Here is a 19099-nt window from a genome sequence, read left to right as displayed (position 1 = left end):
GGGCTCCTTCTCTCAGGCCGTCAGTTCGGCGACCAGCGCCGCGGCCTTCTCGAGATCGTCCGGGGTCTTCAGCGCCACGCTCGGTACGCCCTTCAGCGCGCGCTTGGCCAGACCCGTCAGGGTGCCACCGGGGGACAGCTCGATGATCCCCGTGACGCCCAGTTCGGCGAACGTCTCCATGCACAGGTCCCAGCGGACCGGGTTCGCGACCTGGCCGACCAGGCGGGCGACGACGTCGGCGCCCGTGGCGACGACGAGGCCGTCCTTGTTCGAGACGTACTTCAGGGCCGGGTCGGCCGGGGACAGGGCCTCGGCGGCCTTCTCCAGCTCGGCGACCGCGGGGGCCATGTGGTGCGTGTGGAAGGCGCCCGCGACCTTGAGGGGAACGACCTTCATGGAACCCTCGGGCTTGTCGGCCTGCAGGGCTTCGATCTGCTCCATCGTGCCGGCGGCCACGATCTGGCCCGCGCCGTTGATGTTGGCCGGGGTCAGGCCGAGCTTCTCGAGGTGTGCGACGACGACGGCGGGTTCCCCGCCGAGCACCGCGGCCATGCCCGTCTCGGTGACGGCGGCGGCCTCCGCCATGCCCAGCCCGCGGGTCCGGACGAACGACAGCGCGTCCTTCTCGGGCAGTACGCCGGCGATGGCCGCGGCGGTGATCTCACCGACGCTGTGGCCCGCGACGGCCCCGAAGGCCGCGGTGGAACCCAGCGCGGAGGCGGACAGCAGACCGGCGGCCACCAGCAGGGGCTGGGCCACCGCGGTGTCGCGGATCTCCTCGGCGTCGGCCGTCGTGCCGTAGCGGGCGAGGTCCAGCTTGATGGCGTCCGACCACTCGGCGACGCGGTCAGCGGCACCGGGGAGGTCGAGCCAGGGGGTCAAGAAGCCGGGCGTCTGAGCGCCTTGGCCGGGAGCGACGAGTACGAGCACCCTCACACTCTCTCTTGTGGATGGTCCCTGCCGCCCGTGGGGACAGGGACCAAGAACGGTCGGGGTAATTGTTGATGTCCCACAAAATGCTAGGACTGGGTGTCGCCGTCGGCCAGACGCCCCAGAATCAGGGCGATCCGCAGGGTGAACGCCGATCGGACATCGGACGGCGACCATCCGGTGACGTCGGTCACACGTCGCAGCCGGTAGCGCACCGTATTGGGGTGCACGAACAGCATCCGAGCAGCCCCTTCGAGGCTGCTCGCCTGCTCCAGGTAGACGCTCAACGTCTCCAGCAGCGCCGACCCCGCCTCCTCAAGCGGTCTGTAGATCTCCTCCACCAGTTGTTCCCTGGCTGCCGGATCGGAGGCGATCGCACGTTCCGGCAGGAGATCATCCGCCAGGACCGGCCTCGGCGCGTCCTGCCACGCCGTACAGGCCTTGAGTCCGGCCGCGGCGGCCTGCGCCGACTTCGTCGCGTTCAGCAGGTCGGCCACCACCGGGCCGGCCACCACCGGACCCGCCGCGAACGGCCCGATCAGGGACTTCGCCACCTGCAGCGGGTTGTCGCTGCCGCCCGCGATCACGACCAGACGGTCCCCGAGCACACCCGTCAGGACCTGCAGCTTGTGGTGGCGGGCCGCGCGCCGGATCGCCTCGACCGTCAGCTCGCTGTCGCCCTCGGGCGCGGTCCCGAGCACCACGCACACGTGCTCCGGGGAGTTCCAGCCCAGCGCCGCCGCCCGCGACAGCGCGCCCTCGTCGGCCTCACCCGACAGCACCGCGTTGACGACCAGGGACTCCAGCCGGGCGTCCCACGCCCCGCGCGCCTCGGCGGCCTGCGCGTACACCTGGGCGGTCGCGAAGGCGATCTCCCGCGCGTACACCAGCAGCGCCTCACGCAGGATCGACTCGTCACCGGGGGCCGCGACCTCCTCGATCGCGGTCTCCATGACCTCGATCGTGGTGCGGACCATCTCGACGGTCTGGCGCAGGGTGATCGCCCGGGTGAGCTCGCGCGGAGCCGTACCGAAGACGTCGGTGGAGATCGCCTGCGGGGTCTCCGGATGCCGGAACCACTCGGTGAACGCGGCGATACCGGCCTGCGCGACCAGGCCGATCCACGAGCGGTTCTCGGGTGGCATCGCCCGGTACCACGGCAGGGTCTCGTCCATGCGCGCGATGGCGTTGGCGGCGAGCCGGCCGGAGGACTTCTCCAGGCGGCGCAGCGTCGCGGCGTGCGGATGCGCGGGAGCGGGATGCGCTGAGTGTGTGGCGGGGGAATGCTCACGTTCGGGTTGAGGCACGGGACAAGACTGCCTTATCGGGAGGGCTGCGCCGAGTCCGGTCCCGTGTCCGGGCCCGGCCCCGTCCCGCGGCTGGGGCTACCGTGGCCCTCATGATTGATGTACGCCGCGGCGCCGACCGGTACGAGGGAGGGGACCCGGCCGCCGGGATCACCACCCGGCACGCCTTCTCCTTCGGGTCCTGCTACGACCCGGACAACCTGCGCTTCGGTCCCGTCCTGGCCTGCAACGAGGAGACCCTCGCGGCCGGCGCGGGCTTCGACGAGCACCCGCACAGCCACACCGAAATCGTGACCTGGGTGATCGACGGCGAACTCACCCACCAGGACAGCACCGGGGAGCAGAGCCTCGTCCGGCCGGGAGACGTGCAGCGGCTCAGCGCCGGATCGGGGGCGCGCCACGTCGAGCGCAACGACGGCGACCGGCCGCTGCGCTTCGTGCAGATGTGGCTCTCGCCGCTCGCCGCGGGCGGCGACCCCTCGTACGAGGTGCTGCGGGGCGTCCCCGACGGCACGCCCTACGAGGTCCGCGCGGCCGGGGCCGCCCTGCACGTGCGGCGCCCGGGCGCCGGCGAGCGGGTCGCCGTACCGGCCGCCGAGCGGGTGTACCTGCACGTCGTACGCGGGGACCTGCGCCTGGACGGGGCGGAGCTGGGCCCCGGCGACTCGGCGCGGATCACCGACGAGAAGGGGCTGGAGATCGTCGCCGGGTCCCCGGGGGAACTGCTGATCTGGGAACTGCCGGGCTAGGGGTGTCCGGCGGATCAGGGGCGGACGCCCCCTGGCCGCCGCCGCTCAGGCGGAGCGCAGCTCGGCCAGGACCGCGTCGGTGAACGGGGTCCAGGCCTCGACCGCCCACGGGCCGAAGGGCCGGTCCGTCAGCGCCACGCACGCGGCGCGCGCGTCCGGGTCCACCCATAGGAAGGTGCCGGCCTGGCCGAAGTGGCCGAAGGTGCGCGGGGAGGAGGTCAGGCCCGTCCAGTGCGGGGACTTGCCGTCGCGGATCTCCATGCCGAGGCCCCAGTCGTTGGGGGACTGGCTCCCGTACCCCGGCAGGACGCCCTTGAGCCCGGGGTGGACGACGGAGGTGGCCTCGGCGACCGTGCGGACGTCGAGCAGCCGGGGCGCCTGCAGTTCGGCGGCGAAGCGCAGCAGGTCGGAGACGGTGGAGACGCCGTCCTTGGCGGGCGACCCGTCCAGCGTGGTCGACGCCATGCCCAGCGGCTCGAAGACGGCCTGGTGCACGTACTCCGCGAAGGGGATGCCGGTGGCCTTGGCGATGTGGTCGCCGAGCTCCTCGAAGCCGGCGTTCGAGTACAGCCGGCGCGTACCGGGCGCGGCCATCGCGCGGTGCTCGTCGAAGGCCAGGCCGCTGGTGTGCGCGAGCAGGTGACGGACCGTCGATCCCTCGGGCCCGGCCGGTTCGTCCAGCTCGATCGCCCCTTCCTCGTACGCGACGAGGGCGGCGTACGCGGCCAGGGGCTTGGTGACCGACGCCAGCGCGAAGCGGTGGTCGACGGGCCCGTGCGAGCCGGCGAGGCTCCCGTCGGCGCGTACGACGGCCGCCGCGGCGGTGTCCACGGGCCAGGTCTCGATGATCCGCAGGCTTTCCATGCCGCTCACGGCCTCCTTGCTGTCCATGCGGCCGAGCCTACTTGCTTGGAGTGCACTCAAGGGTTTTAGCGTGGGCCCATGAGCCGGAGCCAGAGCCAGAGCCTGAGCCTGACGCAGACGCGGTACACCATCAGCGAGGTGGAGGTCCGGACCGGTCTGAGCCAGCACACCCTGCGCTGGTACGAGCGGATCGGCCTGATGCCGCACGTGGACCGCTCGCACTCGGGCCAGCGCCGCTTCACCGACAAGGACCTCGACTGGCTGCGCTTCGTGGGCAAGCTGCGCGCCACGGGGATGTCGGTGGCGGACATGGTCCGCTACGCCGAGCTCGTCCGCGAGGGCGAGCACACCGTCGAGGAACGCCGTGACCTGCTGGAACGGACACGGAGCGAGGTGCGGGCGCGGATGGCGGAGCTGACGGACGCCCTGGCCGTACTGGATTACAAGATCGACATGTATGCGATGAAGACGGTCTCGGGGAAGGGACGGCAATGACGGAGTACGCAGACACCCTGCAGCAGGCCGAACTCGGCAGGGGCGGCCCGCGGGTCGGCGTCCAGGGCCTGGGCTGCATGGGTATGAGCGAGTTCTACGGTGACACCGACGAGCCGGCCGCCCGGCAGACCCTGGAGGCGGCGCTGGAGGCCGGGGTCACCCTCTTCGACACGGCGGACGTCTACGGCCGCGGCCGCAACGAGGAGTTCCTGGCCCCGTTCGTGGCCGCGCACCGGGACGAGATCACGCTGGCGACGAAGTTCGCCATGGAGCGCAACGACGACCCGGCCTTCCGGGGTGTCCGCAACGACCGTGCGTACGTCCGCGCCGCTGTCGAGGGCAGCCTGCGCCGGCTCGGCGTGGACGTCATCGACCTCTACTACATGCACCGGCGCGACCCGGCCGTGCCGTTCGCCGAGTCGGTGGGCGCCATGGCGGAGCTGGTGCGGGAGGGCAAGGTGCGCCACCTCGGGCTGAGCGAGGTCACCGGCGCGGAGCTGCGCGAGGCGCACGCCGTGCACCCGATCGCGGCGCTCCAGTCCGAGTGGTCGCTGTTCAGCCGGGACGTGGAGCGCAGCGCGGTGGCCGCGGCGGCGGAGCTGGGCGTGGCCTTCGTGCCGTACTCCCCGCTCGGCCGGGGCTTCCTGACCGGGGCCTTCGCGGACGCGTCGGCCGAGCTGTCGCGGGACGACTTCCGGCGTGGCCAGCCGCGGTTCACCGGCGACAACGCGAGGGCCAACGCGGCGCTGCTGGCCCCGGTCCGCGAGATCGCCCGGGAACTGGGGGCGAGCCCCGCGCAGATCGCCCTCGCCTGGGTGCACCGGCGGGCGGCGGTGCACGGGCTGACCGTGGTCCCGATCCCCGGCACCCGCCGGGCGGAGCGACTGCGCGAGAACGTCGCGGCGGCCCGGATCACGCTCACGCCGGCGCAACTGGCGCTGCTGGAGCCGATCGCGGCGCAGGTCGCCGGGGACCGCTACCCGGACATGACCTTCACCTCGGTGGCCCGGGAGGCGTGACCGCCTCCGGCCCCTCAGGGGTGCCGCTTCCGCAGCACCGCGAAGGCACCCCAGACGGCGAGTGCGGCCAGGTCCGCCATCGGTTCGTCCAGCAGGAGCAGGCGGGGGCGCTTGCCGAGGGCGAGGGCCAGGGCGACCCGGGTGCGCTGGCCGCCGGAGAGGGACCGGATCCGGGCGCCGCCGTCGAGCCCGCCCTCCGCGACGATCCGCTCGGCGCTCTGCGCGTCCCAGCGGCCCGGGTTGAGCTCGCGTCCCATGCGGAGGGTCTCGTCGACGGTCAGCTGCGGATAGAGGGGCTTGTCCTGGCCGACGTACGCGGTCTCCTCGCGCGGCGGTGCGCCGATGGTGCCCTCGGTCGGCCGGAGCAGTCCCGCGGCGAGCGCCAGCAGGGTCGACTTGCCCGCGCCGTTGGGCCCGACGAGCGCGCACACGCGGTGGGCGGGCAGCCGGAAGGAGCAGTCGCGCAGGGCCCAGCCGCGCCGTCGTGCGTAGCGTCAACGGGCTGCCTTGTCAGGCGTGTTGAGGGGGCTGGTGCGGCTAGTGCGAACCGGCGGTGAAGCGGTCCCGGAGGGTGGCGTACTCGACGTCGGTCAGGAGGCCGGCCGAGTAGAGCTCGCTCAGGTGCCGCAGCCGCTCGTCGCCGGAGCGGCCGCGGGCGGCGCCGACCGGCGTGCGGCTGCGCGTGGCGGCCAGGACGGCCGCGGCGAACGGCAGCGACTCGTGCACCGCCCCGTAGCCCACGCCGAAGACGGCCGTCGAGAGGTCGTGGTCGGGGCGGGGGTCGGCCGGGGTCTGCTGGGGCTCTCGCAGCAGCAGCCGCAGGTGACCGCCGGTGCCGGCCGGGGAGCGCCATTCGACGCCGGCGAGCTCGGCCAGCGGGTACTGCTGGTCGCCCGCCTTCCACTTCGTGCCGGTGGCGCCGGTGCGCGACCAGTGGAAGGCGACCGAGGAGCCGTCGAAGCCCACCCGCGCGTCGTACGCCTTCAGCTGGAGCGGCGGCTCCGGTACGTCGACCAGGAAGCGCGGGGCCGGCTCGGCGGCGTCCGGCCCGAGCCGGGAGCGCAGGGCGGCGGCGAACGCGGCGGCCGATGTCGCCCGGTCGCCCGGCAGCACCATCCGGTACGGGTCGCACGCCTCTTTGAGCTGACCCGCGGCGGCCTCCATCAGCGGATCGGCGCCCGGGCGCGGGACGGCACGCAGGACCACCGTGTCCCGCCTTCCGGCGGTCACGGTCACGGTGGACACCGCTTCCAGGGGGATCCGGCGCGAACCCAGCGCTTGCCACAGTCTCGGCGTTCGCATCCCCCGTGCGAAGCGGATGAGCACCGAGTCCGAGTCGAACTCCCAGACGGCATGGTTTCCGGCCAGTACGTCACCCATGCGCCACATGGTAAAGGGAGCCACCCCCGTGCGTCCCCCTCGATGCAGTGGCCGATTTCCGCGCCTCTACGCGCGTCAGTCCTGCTCTGTCCCGGAAATTCCGCGCCGGCACGCGTCGTCGCCGGTAGCGCACACAACGGAAGCGAACGCGCCGGTTCCGATCTTGGCGAAGTTGGCGACCGAGTCCGTACCTGGCGCGAAATAGCCGGTGTGGCTCCTGGCCCGGGCCGAGGACAGCAGCCGTGCACCGAACTCCGGGGACACCGGATCGGCGCCGTGGCCCACACCGCCGAGCTCCAGGTGCGGCACGTCCGCGATCCAGTCGCCCTCGTCGCGGGTCGCCCAGACCCGGGCCGAGGTGCGCAGGTCCTCGACGTTCTCCGCCCGCATGCCGGGGCTGCCCGCCACCACCACGTCCGTGACCCGCTTGGGCAGCTCGCGCGCGGCGACCCCGCACACCACCGATCCGTAGCTGTGGCAGAACAGCGCCACGCTGGAGTTCCCGGGCAGGGACACCGTCAGGTCCTTCAGCCGGACGGCGCCGTCGAAGGCCATCCGGCCCGTCGCGGCGTCCACGCCGACCCCGGTGGGGGCGGTGTAGCCGGCCCAGGCGATGACCGCCGTCCGGCTCTTCGGCGAGGCCGCCCGCTCGGCCCCGTACAGGGCCTCGGCCATGCCGACCGGGGAAGTCAGCCGGCGCTGGGTGCGCTCGAAGGTGAGGAGGTCGGTGTCCACACCCGGAACGATCACCGATACCCGCTCGGCGTCGTCGAGGTCGCCGAAGACCTCGGCCACCCGGCCGCCGCCGGTGGGGTCGAAGGCGAGGATCTGCCGGCCGGGTTCGGCGAGCGAGGCGAAGCGGTGGGAACGCCGGGTGGCCTCGGCCCGGTCGGCCGGGGTCAGCGCGACGTCGCGGCTGCGGGCCTCCTCCACCAGGCGGGCCTTCTCCAGGCCGCGCCGGTTGGCCCGGTACCGCGTGGTGACCGGCGCCCCGTCGAGGTTGCCCACGACGAGCGGGTGCCCGTCGGCCAGACGGGCCCGCTGCGCACCGTCGAGGCCGGCGAAGAAGCGGGCCACCGTCCGCACGGGGGCGTCCGCCGGCGGCACCGGGCGGCCGTCCAACAGGGCCGTGGACCAGGCGTCGAGGGCGGCGGCCCGCAGCGGGGTGCCCCCCTCGGGCCGGTGCACGGCCGTCCATCCGGTCGTCGCCAGCATGATGAAGACGACCGCCAGCGCGAGCAGGGTGCGCAGGGCGGCCGGGCGCGGGTCGGCGCCGGTAACGGTGGGGTGGGCGAGGCCGGGCAGATTCACTGGGACAAGCGTAGGAGACCGATTCCGGCCGTGGCGCGCCGGGTGACGGGGTTCACGCCCGACCGTGGGACCCCGTACGGGGTGGAGCACGGGCCGACGGATTTCATGCGAAAGATCCGGAATGCCACTTATGGTGGTGACTCAGCGCCAGCGCCCGGCCAGAGCTGGGGTGATGCCGTCGAGGTAAGTGTCCGTCAGCCGGCGGATCGCCTCCACGCTGGTGTCGTCACCCTGCCCCCAGAGCCGTCCCGTGACCCTCATCACTCCGAAGAACGCGGCGACGGCCACCCGGGGCCGCGGGTCGGCGTCCACGTCCAGGCCCTCGCGGGCGGCGATCAGCCGGGAGATCCGCTCCTCCAGCCCCGTGGAGCGCCGCAGGTGCACGGCGAGCAGGGCCGGCGTGGACTCGATCAGCCGGTAGCTGCGCATGTAGAGGTCGACCGGGACGACCCCGCCGAGGGCGCCGTCGACCGTGTCCCACGCGGCGAGCACGGCGCCCCGCAGTGCTTCGAGGGGGCCCTCGGACGGCGGCCGGGCGTGCAGTTCGGCGACGAAGTGCGACTCCATCAGCTCCTGGACGGCGAAGACGACCTCTTCCTTGTTGGCGAAGTAGCGGAAGAAGGTGCGCTGGGACACGGACACCGCGGCGGTGATCTCGTCGACGGTGGTGCGCTCGTACCCCTGCGACACGAAGAGCACGAGCGCGGCACGCAGCAGCGCGCTCCGGGTGCGCCGTTTCTTGCGTTCACGCAGTCCGCTCACGCCGGTCACCGCGGGCACCCCGGTCACCGCGGCCGCCGGCGCGGCCGGTGCCGTCCGCTCCTCGATCGTCACCGCCGGGCTCCTTTCTGACGCCGAGGGCGGTCAGAGTACCCGTCACCGACGGCGCGGCGGCCGATCCGCCGAGCCGTTTCGCGAAGGCGAGGCGACCCCGTCCGGTCACGCGATCGGCGGGTCGCGGATGACACGTTCGGGTCGGCCGCGAACGGCGTCCGCAGCCGTACCGGGGCGGGCGCGGGCCCGCCGCGAGGGCACCCGGAGGGGTCAACTCCGTACGGGCGGACGGCCCCCCGGACGGTTCCGCGCGGGCTGTCGCCTATCAGGGTGGACCCGGCCCGCCCCTCTTCCGTACGGCCGTCGTCGCAGGTCAGCGTGGTGTCGGCGGAGCACCGGAAGCGGTCCGGGCGCCCGCCGTCCACAAGGAGTTGACCCGTCATGCGTACGTGTGGAACCACCCGCGTCACCACCGCCCTTGCCGCGACCGCCCTGGCCCTCACCGCCCTCATCCCGACCACCGCCGGCACGGCGCACGCCGCGGGCCCGCCGGGCCTCGGGGCCTGCGCGAGCGGACAGCTGTGCCTGTGGGCGAAACCGGACTTCAAGGGCACCCGGCAGACCCACGAGCTGAGCACCCTCGACATCAACAGCTGCACCGCCCTGCCCCCCGGCACCAGCGCCCAGTCGCTGGCCAACCGGACCGGCCGGCCGGTCACCACGTACCAATCGGCGGAGTGCGCGGAGACCGGCGAGTTCCAGACCTATCCGGGCGACGGTGTCTGGCTGCCCCAGTCCCCGTACCAGGTGCGCGCCTTCAAGGTGTGGGAGCGCTAGCTCCGCGCTGCGCCGGGGCTCCCGGCACGGCGGGAGCCGGCACAGCGGGAGCCGGCACGGCGATAGCCGGCGGGGCGGCGGCCGGGTCCGCCGCCCCGCCCAGCCGGGCGACCTCGCCGCGCAGCGCCCGTACCTCCGCCTGGAGCTCCAGGATCGCCGCCAGCTGGAGCCGCTCCGCCTGGTCGTCGCGCTCGAAACGGGAGATGAACCACGCCGCGATGTTGGCGGTCACCACACCGAGCAGGGCGATACCGGACAGCATCAGCCCGACTGCCAGGACCCGGCCGAGGCCGGTGGTGGGAGAGTGGTCGCCGTACCCGACCGTCGTCATCGTGGTGAAGGACCACCACACCGCGTCGCCCAGGTTCTTGATGTTCCCGTCGGGCGCGTCCCGCTCCACGCTCAGCACGGCCAGCGAGCCGAACATCAGCAGCCCGACGACCGACCCGGCCACGTACGTCGTCAGCTGGATCTGCGGGGCCATCCGGGCCCGCCGGCCCACCAGCATCAAGGTGGCCACGAGCCGCAGCAGCCGCAGCGGCTGCACGAGCGGCAGCACCACCGCCGCCAGGTCCAGCCAGTGGGTCCGCACGAACCGCCCGCGCTCCTCGGAGAGGGCCAGCCGCACCAGGTAGTCGGCGGCGAAGGCACCCCACACCACCCACTCCACAGAGGTGCAGGCGCCGTGCACCCGCGCACTCGCGTCCGGAGCGACGATGGGCACGGCGTACGCCACGGCGAAGGCCACGGCGAGGACGAGCAGCGGGGTCTGGCTCCGCCGCTCCCACAGCAGCCGGCGGGATGGTTCCTTCATGCGGAGCATCGTAGGCAACGCACGCAGGGGTGCGGGCCCCGGCCGAAGCCGGGACCCGCACCCGCGCCCGCCGCGCGGCGACTACGCGTCGCCGCCGGCCGCGCCCGGGTCCGCCGCCGTCACGTCGAGCAGCTGGTACCTGTCGACGGCCTGCTTCAGCACCGAGCGGTCCACCTTCCCCGCCTTGGCCAGCTCGGTCAGCGTCGCCAGCACCACCGACTGGGCGTCGATGTGGAAGAAGCGCCGCGCCGCACCGCGCGTGTCCGCGAAGCCGAAGCCGTCCGCGCCCAGCGAGGTGTACGCGCCGGGCACCCACCGCGAGATCTGGTCGGGAACGGACCGCATCCAGTCCGAGACCGCCACGAACGGCCCCTCGGCACCCGACAGCTTCTGCGTCACGTACGGAACGCGCTGCTCCTCCTCCGGGTGGAGCAGGTTGTACTCCTCCACCTCGACGGCCTCGCGCCGCAGCTCGTTCCAGGAGGTCGCCGACCAGACGTCCGCCCGGACGTTCCACTCCTCGGCGAGGATCCGCTGCGCCTCCAGCGCCCACGGCACCGCCACGCCGGACGCCATGATCTGCGCCCCGATGGTGCCCGCGGTGCCCTGCGAGACGCGGTGGATGCCCTTGAGGATGCCGTCCACGTCCACGTCCGCCGGCTCCGCCGGGTGCTGGATCGGCTCGTTGTAGACGGTCAGGTAGTAGAAGACGTCCTCCGCCTCGGGGCCGTACATCCGGCGCAGACCGTCCTGGACGATGTGCGCGATCTCGTACCCGTAGGCCGGGTCGTACGCCACACAGCCCGGGTTCGTCGAGGCCAGCAACTGGGAGTGACCGTCCGCGTGCTGCAGGCCCTCACCCGTGAGGGTGGTCCGCCCGGCGGTCGCACCCAGCACGAAACCGCGCGCCAGCTGGTCGGCCATCTGCCAGAACTGGTCACCCGTGCGCTGGAAACCGAACATCGAGTAGAAGACGTAGACCGGGATCAGCGGCTCGCCGTGCGTCGCGTACGCCGAACCCGCGGCGATCAGCGAAGCCGTGCAGCCCGCCTCCGAGATGCCGTCGTGCAGCATCTGGCCCGTCGGGGACTCCTTGTACGCGAGGAGCAGGTCGCGGTCGACCGCCTCGTACTGCTGGCCCAGCGGGTTGTAGATCTTGGCGCTCGGGAAGAAGGCGTCCATACCGAAGGTCCGGTACTCGTCGGGCGCGATCAGCACGAAGCGCTTGCCGATCTCCTTGTCCCGCATCAGGTCCTTCAGGATGCGGACGAAAGCCATCGTGGTGGCGATCGACTGCTGGCCCGAGCCCTTCTTGGCGGCCGCGTAGGTCTTCTCGTCCGGCAGCGGGAGCGGCTTCGCCCGCACCACGCGGGTCGGCACGTAGCCGCCGTGCGCGCTGCGCTGGTCGTGCATGTACTGGATCTCGGGCGAATTGCGGCCCGGGTGGTAGTACGGCGGCGCGCCGCTCTCCAGCTGCGCGTCCGTGATCGGGATGTGCAGGCGGTCGCGGAAGCCCTTGAGGTCGTCGACCGTCAGCTTCTTCATCTGGTGCGTGGCGTTGCGGCCCTCGAAGTTCGGGCCGAGCGTCCAGCCCTTGACCGTCTGGGCCAGGATCACCGTCGGCTGGCCCTTGTGCGCCTTGGCCGCCGCGTATGCCGCGTAGACCTTCTTGTGGTCGTGACCGCCGCGGCCCAGGTGCTGGATCTGGTAGTCGGTCATGTTCTCGACCATGGCGCGCAGCCGCTGGTCCCCGCCGAAGAAGTGCTCGCGAATGTACGCGCCCGACTCGGTGGCGTACGTCTGGAACTGCCCGTCGGGGGTGGAGTTCATCTTGTTGACCAGGATGCCGTCGCGGTCCTGGGCCAGCAGCGGGTCCCAGGAGCGGTCCCAGATCAGCTTGATGACGTTCCAGCCGGCGCCCCGGAACTGCGACTCCAGCTCCTGGATGATCTTGCCGTTGCCGCGCACCGGGCCGTCGAGGCGCTGCAGGTTGCAGTTCACGACGAAGGTCAGGTTGTCCAGGCCCTCGCGGGCGGCGATCGACAGCTGGCCGAGCGACTCGGGCTCGTCCATCTCGCCGTCGCCGAGGTACGCCCAGACGTGGGACCTGGAGGTGTCCGCGATCCCGCGCGCCTCCATGTACCGGTTCATCCGGGCCTGGTAGATCGCCCCCAGCGGGCCGAGGCCCATCGAGACGGTCGGGAACTCCCAGAAGTCCGGCATCAGCCGCGGGTGCGGGTAGCTGGAGAGGCCGTACGGGGCCTTCGACTTCTCCTGGCGGAACGCGTCGAGCTGCTGCTCGGTGAGCCGGTCCAGGAGGTAGGCACGGGCGTAGATGCCGGGGGAGGCGTGGCCCTGGAAGAAGATCTGGTCGCCGCCGTCGCCCTCGTCCTTGCCCCGGAAGAAGTGGTTGAAGCCCACGTCGTAGAGGGAGGCGGAGGAGGCGAAGGTCGCGATGTGGCCGCCGACGCCGATCCCGGGACGCTGGGCGCGCGAGACCATGACGGCCGCGTTCCACCGGGTGGCGTTCAGGACCTTGCGCTCGATCTCCTCGTTCCCGGGGAAGAACGGCTCGTCCTTGGTGGCGATCGTGTTGACGTAGTCCGTACTGCGCATCTCGGGCACGGCCACGCGCTTCTCGCGCGCCCGCTCGATCAGCCGCAGCATGAGGTAGCGGGCGCGTTCACGGCCCCGCTCGTCGACCGCTGCGTCCAGGGAGTCGAGCCACTCCTGGGTCTCCTCCGGATCGAAGTCCGGGACCTGACTCGGGAGGCCGCCAATGATGATCGGATTGCGATCGGATGCGGAAGCCACGCTGTTCCTTCGCTGTCGGGGGAGTCGTGCCTTGGGTTCGCCGCCTCCCATGGTCTTACGCTCGGCCGTAATCGTCATCCGTACCACTGGGTAATCCCTGCGACCGACGGGGTTACCCGGCAGGGTGGCGGGGACCCGGCGTACGGACGGGTCCGGTTCCGCGGTGCGGGCTGGCGGGTGCGACCAAATCGCAACCTTACGCCCATGGCGGCCGTCGGCTCCGGGAGACCGTTCGTCGCTCAAACAGGTAGGAAAGTCCTCATGCGATGCGAATGAGCTGGAATGGTGTGGGATGAATCACCAGAGGTGCACACGGGCACGCTGAAAGTTGCGGCGAGACGGCCGTAATCGTCACCGTTTCGACGGTCTCGGCGGCCGGGTACTTGCGCGATCCGCCGCGCCCGTGTGGACTACGCCCAATGCTGCGCGTACGCGCGCCGCCGAAGACATTCACCGAACATGAGCAGGAGGCACCCCGTGAGCGCGACCGCGGACCACGCGGAGAGCCTGGCCGCCCGGCTGGGTTTCCAGTCCGAACAGGTGGTCCAGGAGATCGGCTACGACGACGACGTCGATCAGGAATTCCGTGACCTCGTCGAAGAGCTCGTCGGCGAACTCGTCGACGAGGAGTACGACGACGTCGCCGACGCGGTGCTGCTGTGGTTCCGCGAGGACGACGGCGATCTGACGGACGCGCTGGTCGATGCCACCGAGCTGGTCGAGGACGGCGCACTGATCCTGCTGCTGACCCCCAAGACGGGCCGTGACGGCTACGTCGAGGCCAGCGACATCAGCGAGGCTGCCGAGACCGCCGGCCTCTCGCAGACCAGGAGCGTCAGCGTCGGCAAGGAGTGGGCCGCCACCAAGCTGGTGACGCCCAAGACCGCCGCCAAGTCCAAGCGCTGAGCCGCGCCCGCCGCCGAGCGGACACGCTTCCACACCCCGCCGACCAGGTGATCCCGGTCGGCGGGGTGTGTGCGTTTCCCGTGATTCGTGTGTTTCGCGGATCCGGGTGCGCCGGGTCAGGATCTAGGCTGTGACTCACCCGAACAGCCCAACGCGGGGATGCGGGAACGAAGGGATGCGAGAGATGGCGATCGAGGTCGGCGACAAGGCCCCGGACTTCGAGCTCAAGGACAACCACGGCGCCACCGTGCGGCTCTCCGACTTCCGGGGGGAGAAGGCCGTGGTGCTGCTCTTCTACCCGTTCGCCTTCACCGGTGTCTGCACCGGTGAACTGTGCGAGCTGCGCGACCAGCTCCCGCGCTTCCAGAACGACGACGTCCAGCTCCTCGCCGTCTCGAACGACTCCGTGCCGACCCTGCGGGTCTTCGGCGAGCAGGAGGGCCTGGAGTACCCGCTGCTCTCGGACTTCTGGCCGCACGGCGAGACCTCCCGCGCGTACGGCGTCTTCGACGAGGACAAGGGCTGCGCGGTCCGCGGCACCTTCATCATCGACAAGGACGGCGTGGTGCGCTGGACTGTCGTCAACGGACTGCCCGACGCGCGTGACCTGAACGAGTACATCAAGGCGCTCGACAGCCTCTGAGTGCGACTGCGCGGGCCGTTACGCGCAGTTCCCTGCGAAAACCGCTAACAGGCGGGAACCCGTCACTAGGATCGAAACGTTGATCCGGTAGCAACCGCACGACGGGGCACCGCCCCACACAGAACCCAATGGAGGACCCGTGGGAGTCAGCCTCAGCAAGGGCGGCAACGTCTCGCTGACCAAGGCCGCGCCTAACCTGACGGCGGTCATCGTCGGTCTGGGCTGGGACGCTCGCACCACCACCGGTGTCGACTTCGACCTCGACGCCAGCGCGATCCTGACCAACGACCAGGGCAAGGTCGCCAGCGACGCGAACTTCGTCTTCTTCAACAACCTGAAGAGCCCCGACGGTTCGGTCGAGCACACTGGTGACAACACCACCGGTGAGGGCGAGGGCGACGACGAGGCGATCAAGGTCAACCTCGCCGGTGTCCCGGGCGACGTCGCCAAGATCGTCTTCCCGGTCTCGATCTACGAGGCCGAGACCCGCCAGCAGAGCTTCGGCCAGGTCCGCAACGCCTACATCCGCGTGGTGAACCAGGCCGACAACACCGAGCTCGCCCGCTACGACCTCTCCGAGGACGCCTCGACCGAGACCGCCATGGTCTTCGGCGAGCTCTACCGCAACGGCGCCGAGTGGAAGTTCCGCGCCATCGGCCAGGGCTACGCCTCGGGCCTGCGCGGCATCGCGCAGGACTTCGGCGTCAACGTCTGAGTCCGAGAGCAGTTCGTCCGTCCGGCGCCGTGCACTGTGTGTACGGCGCCGGACGCGCTTCGCCCGCTGCACCGCACCACCGTCACATCGCACACCGTCGTCCGGGGAGGACCACAACATGGGCGTCACACTCGCCAAGGGGGGCAATGTCTCCCTGTCCAAGGCCGCACCGAACCTCACCAGGGTGCTGATCGGTCTCGGATGGGACGCGCGCTCGACCACGGGAGCCGACTTCGACCTCGACGCCAGCGCGCTGCTCTGCAACGGCGGCCGGGTGCTCGGGGACGAGTACTTCGTCTTCTACAACAACCTGAAGAGCCCCGACGGCTCCGTCGAGCACACGGGGGACAACCTCACGGGCGAGGGTGACGGCGACGACGAGTCGATCATCATCGACCTCACCAAGGTGCCGGCGAACGTGGACAAGATCGTCTTCCCGGTCTCCATCCACGAGGCGGACACCCGCCGGCAGAGCTTCGGCCAGGTCAGCAATGCCTTCATCCGCGTGGTCAACCAGGCCGACGGCCAGGAACTGGCACGCTACGACCTCTCCGAGGACGCCTCGAGCGAGACCGCGATGATCTTCGGTGAGGTCTACCGGTACGGGGGCGAATGGAAGTTCCGTGCAGTGGGGCAGGGGTACGCGTCGGGGCTGCGGGGCATCGCTCTAGACTTCGGGGTCAACGTTTCGTAAAGCCGTACACAGACGCATGGGGTGCCAGGTGCCAGTGGTTCTGAAAACCTTCGGCTGGTCGTTCGCCATCACGGCGCTCGGCCTTGCCTTTGCCGCGTGGCAGTGGGGGTGGGAGGCCTTCGGGGTCGTACTGATCCTGTCGATCCTCGAGATCTCCCTGTCGTTCGACAACGCGGTCGTCAATGCCGGAATCCTGAAGAAGATGAATGCCTTCTGGCAGAAGATCTTCCTCACCGTCGGCATCTTGATCGCCGTGTTCGGAATGCGGCTGGTCTTCCCGGTGGCCATCGTCGCCATCAGTGCGAAGGTCGGCCCCATCGAGGCGATCGAGCTGGCCCTGGACCAGCCCGAGCAGTACGAGGCCCTGGTCACCGACGCCCACCCGGCCATCGCCGCCTTCGGCGGAATGTTCCTGCTGATGATCTTCCTCGACTTCATCTTCGAGGAGCGCGAGCACAAGTGGCTCGCGTGGCTGGAGCGCCCGCTGGCCAAGCTCGGCAAGGTCGACATGCTGTCGGTCTGCATCGCCCTGATCGCGCTGCTCGTCTCGGCGATGACCTTCGCCGTCAACGCCCACACCAGCACCGGCCACCAGGACAAGTCCGCCACCGTGCTGCTCGCCGGCGTCGCCGGCCTGATCACGTACCTGGTCGTCGGCGGCCTGTCCTCCTACTTCGAGGACAAGCTGGAGGAGGAAGAGGAGCGCGAGCACGAGGAGGAGGAGAAGGCCAAGGCCGCGGGCAAGCCCGTCTCCGCGGTCGGCCTGGCCGGCAAGGCCGCGTTCTTCCTCTTCCTCTACCTCGAGGTCCTCGACGCCTCGTTCTCCTTCGACGGGGTCATCGGCGCCTTCGCCATCACCAACCACATCTTCTGGATGGCGCTCGGCCTCGGTATCGGAGCCATGTACGTCCGGTCGCTCACGGTCTACCTGGTCCGTCAGGGCACCCTGGACGACTACGTCTACCTGGAGCACGGCGCGCACTACGCGATCGGCGCGCTCGCGGTCATCCTGCTGGTCACCATCCAGCACGAGATCAGCGAGATCATCACCGGCCTCATCGGCGTGGTGCTGATCGCGGCTTCCTTCTGGTCCTCGGTGCGCCGCAACAAGCGCCTGGAACTGGAGGGTTCCACCGTCGACGCATGACCGCGCCGTTAATGCGGAACGCTCCATGGCGGGGCGGTCCGCCGGGTTCACGGACCCGGCGGGCCGCCCCGTTTTCCGTAGGCTTCGCGGGGAGCAGGGGATCAGGAGACCAGGGGGGTAGGGGATGGGATTCTTCGACGGCATCATGGGCAGCCGGGCCGTGCAGTTCCAGTCGGGCAGTGCCTCGTCGAACGCGATCGAGCTGACCAAGCGACATGCGACGGTGTCGCTCACCAGGCAGGGCGCCGTCCACGGCAACCTGCGCGTCAACCTGTCCTGGCGCATGCGCACCTCGGACATCGGCGGCCGCTCCGGCCAGAGCGGCCAGCTCTTCCGCCACCCTTTCAAGCTGTTCAAGCCGGACATGGTGCAGGCGCACACCCAGGGCATGGTCAACGTCGACCTCGACATGGGCTGCCTGTACGAGCTGACCGACGGCACCCGCGGCGCCGTCCAGCCGCTGGGCAACCTGCTGGGCGACCTCAACGACCCGCCGTTCGTCAAGCTCAGCGGGGACGACCGGTTCGGATCGGGGTCCGGGGAGACCCTCTACATCAACCTCGACCACGCCGACGACATCAAGCGGCTGCTGGTCTTCGTCTACATCTACGACCAGACCCCGGCCTTCGACCGGACGCACGCCATGGTGACCCTCTACCCCGTGACGGGCCCGCGGATCGAGATCCCGCTGGACGAGCGGCATCCGCAGGCCCGGTCCTGCGCGGTCGTCTCCCTGGAGAAGGCCAAGGGCGAGCTCGTCGTCAAGCGCGAGGTGAAGTTCGTGTACGGGTTCCAGTCCGAGCTGGACCGGCTGTACGGCTGGGGGCTCCAGTGGGGGCGGGGCTACAAGAGCACCAAGAGGTGACCCCGCAGCCCCCGGAGCCCCGGGGCGTGTCCCGCTGGGGGGCGGATCGGTCCCGCTCAGTGGCGGATGAACTGCGGGCCCTGCGCCGGCAGCCGGAAGGACGGGTCGCCGCCCGGGCCCGGCACCGGAGCCGGGGACACCGGCTGCGGGTAACCGTAGGCGGGCGGGACGGCCGGCGGGGCCTGCGTCGGCGGGGCCATCGCGGCCGTCTGCTCCGAGGCCGGGCCCGTGGTGGCCGCCGCGGGGCCGGAGGCCACGCCCGCATCGGCCTCGGCGGCGTTCTCGTCGACCGAGATCCCGTGGTCGGTGGCCAGTCCCACCAGCCCGTCGGAGTAGCCCTCGCCGAGCGCCCGGAACTTCCACCCGTCGCCGCGGCGGTACAGCTCGCCGCAGATCAGCGCGGTCTCCGCGCCGGTCTCGGGCCGCACGTCGAAGTAGGCCAGCGGCTCGGAGCCGCCGGTCGCGGTGGCGTCGTACAGCAGGATCCGCAGGTCACGGACCCGCTGGAAGGGGACGTCCTCCGCCGAGGCGACCACCAGGATCCGGTCCACGCTCGGGGTCACCGTGCGCAGGTCCGCCTGGACGGCATCGGTGATCGCGTCGCCGACCTGCTTCTTGCCCAGGCGCCAGACGGCTCCCGAGGGGTGCCGGGGCTGGTTGTAGAAGACGAAGTCCTCGTCCGAACGCACCCGGCCGTCCGGGCCCACCAGCAGCGCCGAGGCGTCCACGTCCGGCACCTCGGGGCCGCCGGTCCAGCGCAGCACCGCCCGGACCGCCACGGGGGCCACCGGGATGTTCGAGCCCTTCTGCATCGCGTGCGTCATGCACGTCATCC

The 19099-nt window shown here is 71.2% G+C and carries 19 protein-coding genes and 1 pseudogene; 10 read left to right on the top strand and 10 right to left on the bottom strand.

Annotated elements, in window-relative coordinates:
• Nucleotides 1-12: 12 nt before the first annotated feature.
• Together IH80_RS0103290 and IH80_RS0103285 are read right to left on the bottom strand one after the other, a co-directional pair.
• A complete protein-coding gene (locus IH80_RS0103290; protein ID WP_030957513.1) occupies nucleotides 13-930 on the bottom strand; it encodes an ACP S-malonyltransferase in 918 nt (305 codons plus the stop codon).
• Between the two features lie 89 nt (nucleotides 931-1019).
• Nucleotides 1020-2237: a PucR family transcriptional regulator gene (locus tag IH80_RS0103285; RefSeq protein ID WP_030957511.1), complete on the bottom strand. Its 1218-nt coding sequence runs from the start codon at nucleotides 2235-2237 to the stop codon at nucleotides 1020-1022.
• Nucleotides 2238-2329: 92 nt separating this feature from the next.
• Here IH80_RS0103285 and IH80_RS0103280 point away from each other — a divergent pair, with 92 nt between their 5' ends.
• Entirely contained in the window at nucleotides 2330-2986 is a 657-nt protein-coding gene (locus IH80_RS0103280) for a pirin family protein (protein WP_030957510.1), read from the top strand.
• A gap of 45 nt (nucleotides 2987-3031) precedes the next feature.
• Here the strand turns inward: IH80_RS0103280 and IH80_RS0103275 are convergent, their stop codons facing one another.
• Nucleotides 3032-3850: a serine hydrolase domain-containing protein gene (locus IH80_RS0103275; protein WP_030957509.1), complete on the bottom strand. Its 819-nt coding sequence runs from the start codon at nucleotides 3848-3850 to the stop codon at nucleotides 3032-3034.
• A gap of 78 nt (nucleotides 3851-3928) precedes the next feature.
• Here IH80_RS0103275 and IH80_RS0103270 point away from each other — a divergent pair, with 78 nt between their 5' ends.
• Nucleotides 3929-4345: a MerR family transcriptional regulator gene (locus IH80_RS0103270; protein ID WP_051808735.1), complete on the top strand. Its 417-nt coding sequence runs from the start codon at nucleotides 3929-3931 to the stop codon at nucleotides 4343-4345.
• On the top strand, nucleotides 4342-5364 hold the full coding sequence (locus IH80_RS0103265; RefSeq protein ID WP_030957507.1) for an aldo/keto reductase: 1023 nt from the start codon (nucleotides 4342-4344) through the stop codon (nucleotides 5362-5364). Before IH80_RS0103270 ends, IH80_RS0103265 begins: the two co-directional genes overlap by 4 nt.
• Before the next feature lie 56 nt (nucleotides 5365-5420).
• On the opposite strand, the pseudogene IH80_RS38785 reads toward IH80_RS0103265, so the two are convergent.
• The 4 genes and pseudogenes from IH80_RS38785 to IH80_RS0103245 form a co-directional block, all read right to left on the bottom strand.
• Nucleotides 5421-5849: pseudogene (locus IH80_RS38785) on the bottom strand (ATP-binding cassette domain-containing protein); the annotation flags it as partial.
• Between the two features lie 52 nt (nucleotides 5850-5901).
• The gene (locus IH80_RS0103255; protein ID WP_030957506.1) at nucleotides 5902-6744 is read right to left on the bottom strand and encodes a DUF4429 domain-containing protein; all 843 of its coding nucleotides are present in this window, start codon (nucleotides 6742-6744) and stop codon (nucleotides 5902-5904) included.
• Nucleotides 6745-6819: 75 nt separating this feature from the next.
• Nucleotides 6820-7959, bottom strand: coding sequence for an alpha/beta hydrolase (locus IH80_RS0103250; RefSeq protein ID WP_037878793.1), 1140 nt, complete (start codon nucleotides 7957-7959; stop codon nucleotides 6820-6822).
• A 237-nt stretch (nucleotides 7960-8196) separates the two neighbouring features.
• Nucleotides 8197-8844 (bottom strand): TetR/AcrR family transcriptional regulator, encoded by a 648-nt coding sequence (locus tag IH80_RS0103245; RefSeq protein WP_386390942.1) that lies wholly within the window; start codon nucleotides 8842-8844, stop codon nucleotides 8197-8199.
• A gap of 426 nt (nucleotides 8845-9270) precedes the next feature.
• Here IH80_RS0103245 and IH80_RS0103240 point away from each other — a divergent pair, with 426 nt between their 5' ends.
• Nucleotides 9271-9666: a peptidase inhibitor family I36 protein gene (locus IH80_RS0103240; RefSeq protein ID WP_030957503.1), complete on the top strand. Its 396-nt coding sequence runs from the start codon at nucleotides 9271-9273 to the stop codon at nucleotides 9664-9666.
• On the opposite strand, the gene IH80_RS0103235 is transcribed toward IH80_RS0103240, so the two are convergent.
• On the bottom strand, nucleotides 9647-10480 hold the full coding sequence (locus IH80_RS0103235; protein WP_078906304.1) for a potassium channel family protein: 834 nt from the start codon (nucleotides 10478-10480) through the stop codon (nucleotides 9647-9649). The genes IH80_RS0103240 and IH80_RS0103235 overlap by 20 nt on opposite strands.
• An 81-nt stretch (nucleotides 10481-10561) precedes the next feature.
• Entirely contained in the window at nucleotides 10562-13294 is a 2733-nt protein-coding gene (gene aceE / locus IH80_RS0103230) for a pyruvate dehydrogenase (acetyl-transferring), homodimeric type (RefSeq protein ID WP_030957499.1), read from the bottom strand.
• 477 nt (nucleotides 13295-13771) lie between these two features.
• Here aceE and IH80_RS0103225 point away from each other — a divergent pair, with 477 nt between their 5' ends.
• The 6 genes from IH80_RS0103225 (at nucleotide 13772) to IH80_RS0103200 (ending at nucleotide 18264) form a co-directional block, all read left to right on the top strand.
• Complete coding sequence (locus IH80_RS0103225) at nucleotides 13772-14200, top strand: DUF3052 domain-containing protein (protein WP_030841248.1); 429 nt, start codon at nucleotides 13772-13774, stop codon at nucleotides 14198-14200.
• 184 nt (nucleotides 14201-14384) lie between these two features.
• Complete coding sequence (locus tag IH80_RS0103220; RefSeq protein ID WP_030819487.1) at nucleotides 14385-14843, top strand: peroxiredoxin; 459 nt, start codon at nucleotides 14385-14387, stop codon at nucleotides 14841-14843.
• A 139-nt stretch (nucleotides 14844-14982) separates the two neighbouring features.
• Nucleotides 14983-15558: a TerD family protein gene (locus IH80_RS0103215; RefSeq protein ID WP_030657021.1), complete on the top strand. Its 576-nt coding sequence runs from the start codon at nucleotides 14983-14985 to the stop codon at nucleotides 15556-15558.
• A 118-nt stretch (nucleotides 15559-15676) separates the two neighbouring features.
• A complete protein-coding gene (locus IH80_RS0103210; protein ID WP_030957497.1) occupies nucleotides 15677-16252 on the top strand; it encodes a TerD family protein in 576 nt (191 codons plus the stop codon).
• A gap of 34 nt (nucleotides 16253-16286) precedes the next feature.
• The gene (locus tag IH80_RS0103205; protein WP_030957496.1) at nucleotides 16287-17399 is read left to right on the top strand and encodes a DUF475 domain-containing protein; all 1113 of its coding nucleotides are present in this window, start codon (nucleotides 16287-16289) and stop codon (nucleotides 17397-17399) included.
• A 124-nt stretch (nucleotides 17400-17523) separates the two neighbouring features.
• The gene (locus tag IH80_RS0103200) at nucleotides 17524-18264 is read left to right on the top strand and encodes a TerD family protein (protein ID WP_030957495.1); all 741 of its coding nucleotides are present in this window, start codon (nucleotides 17524-17526) and stop codon (nucleotides 18262-18264) included.
• A 56-nt stretch (nucleotides 18265-18320) separates the two neighbouring features.
• Here IH80_RS0103200 and IH80_RS0103195 read toward each other — a convergent pair whose 3' ends face one another.
• Complete coding sequence (locus IH80_RS0103195; RefSeq protein ID WP_030957494.1) at nucleotides 18321-19088, bottom strand: TerD family protein; 768 nt, start codon at nucleotides 19086-19088, stop codon at nucleotides 18321-18323.
• Nucleotides 19089-19099: the final 11 nt, after the last annotated feature.

The organism is Streptomyces sp. NRRL S-378 (assembly GCF_000720645.1).
Lineage (GTDB): Bacteria > Actinomycetota > Actinomycetes > Streptomycetales > Streptomycetaceae > Streptomyces.
This window is presented reverse-complemented; position numbering and strand designations above follow the sequence as displayed.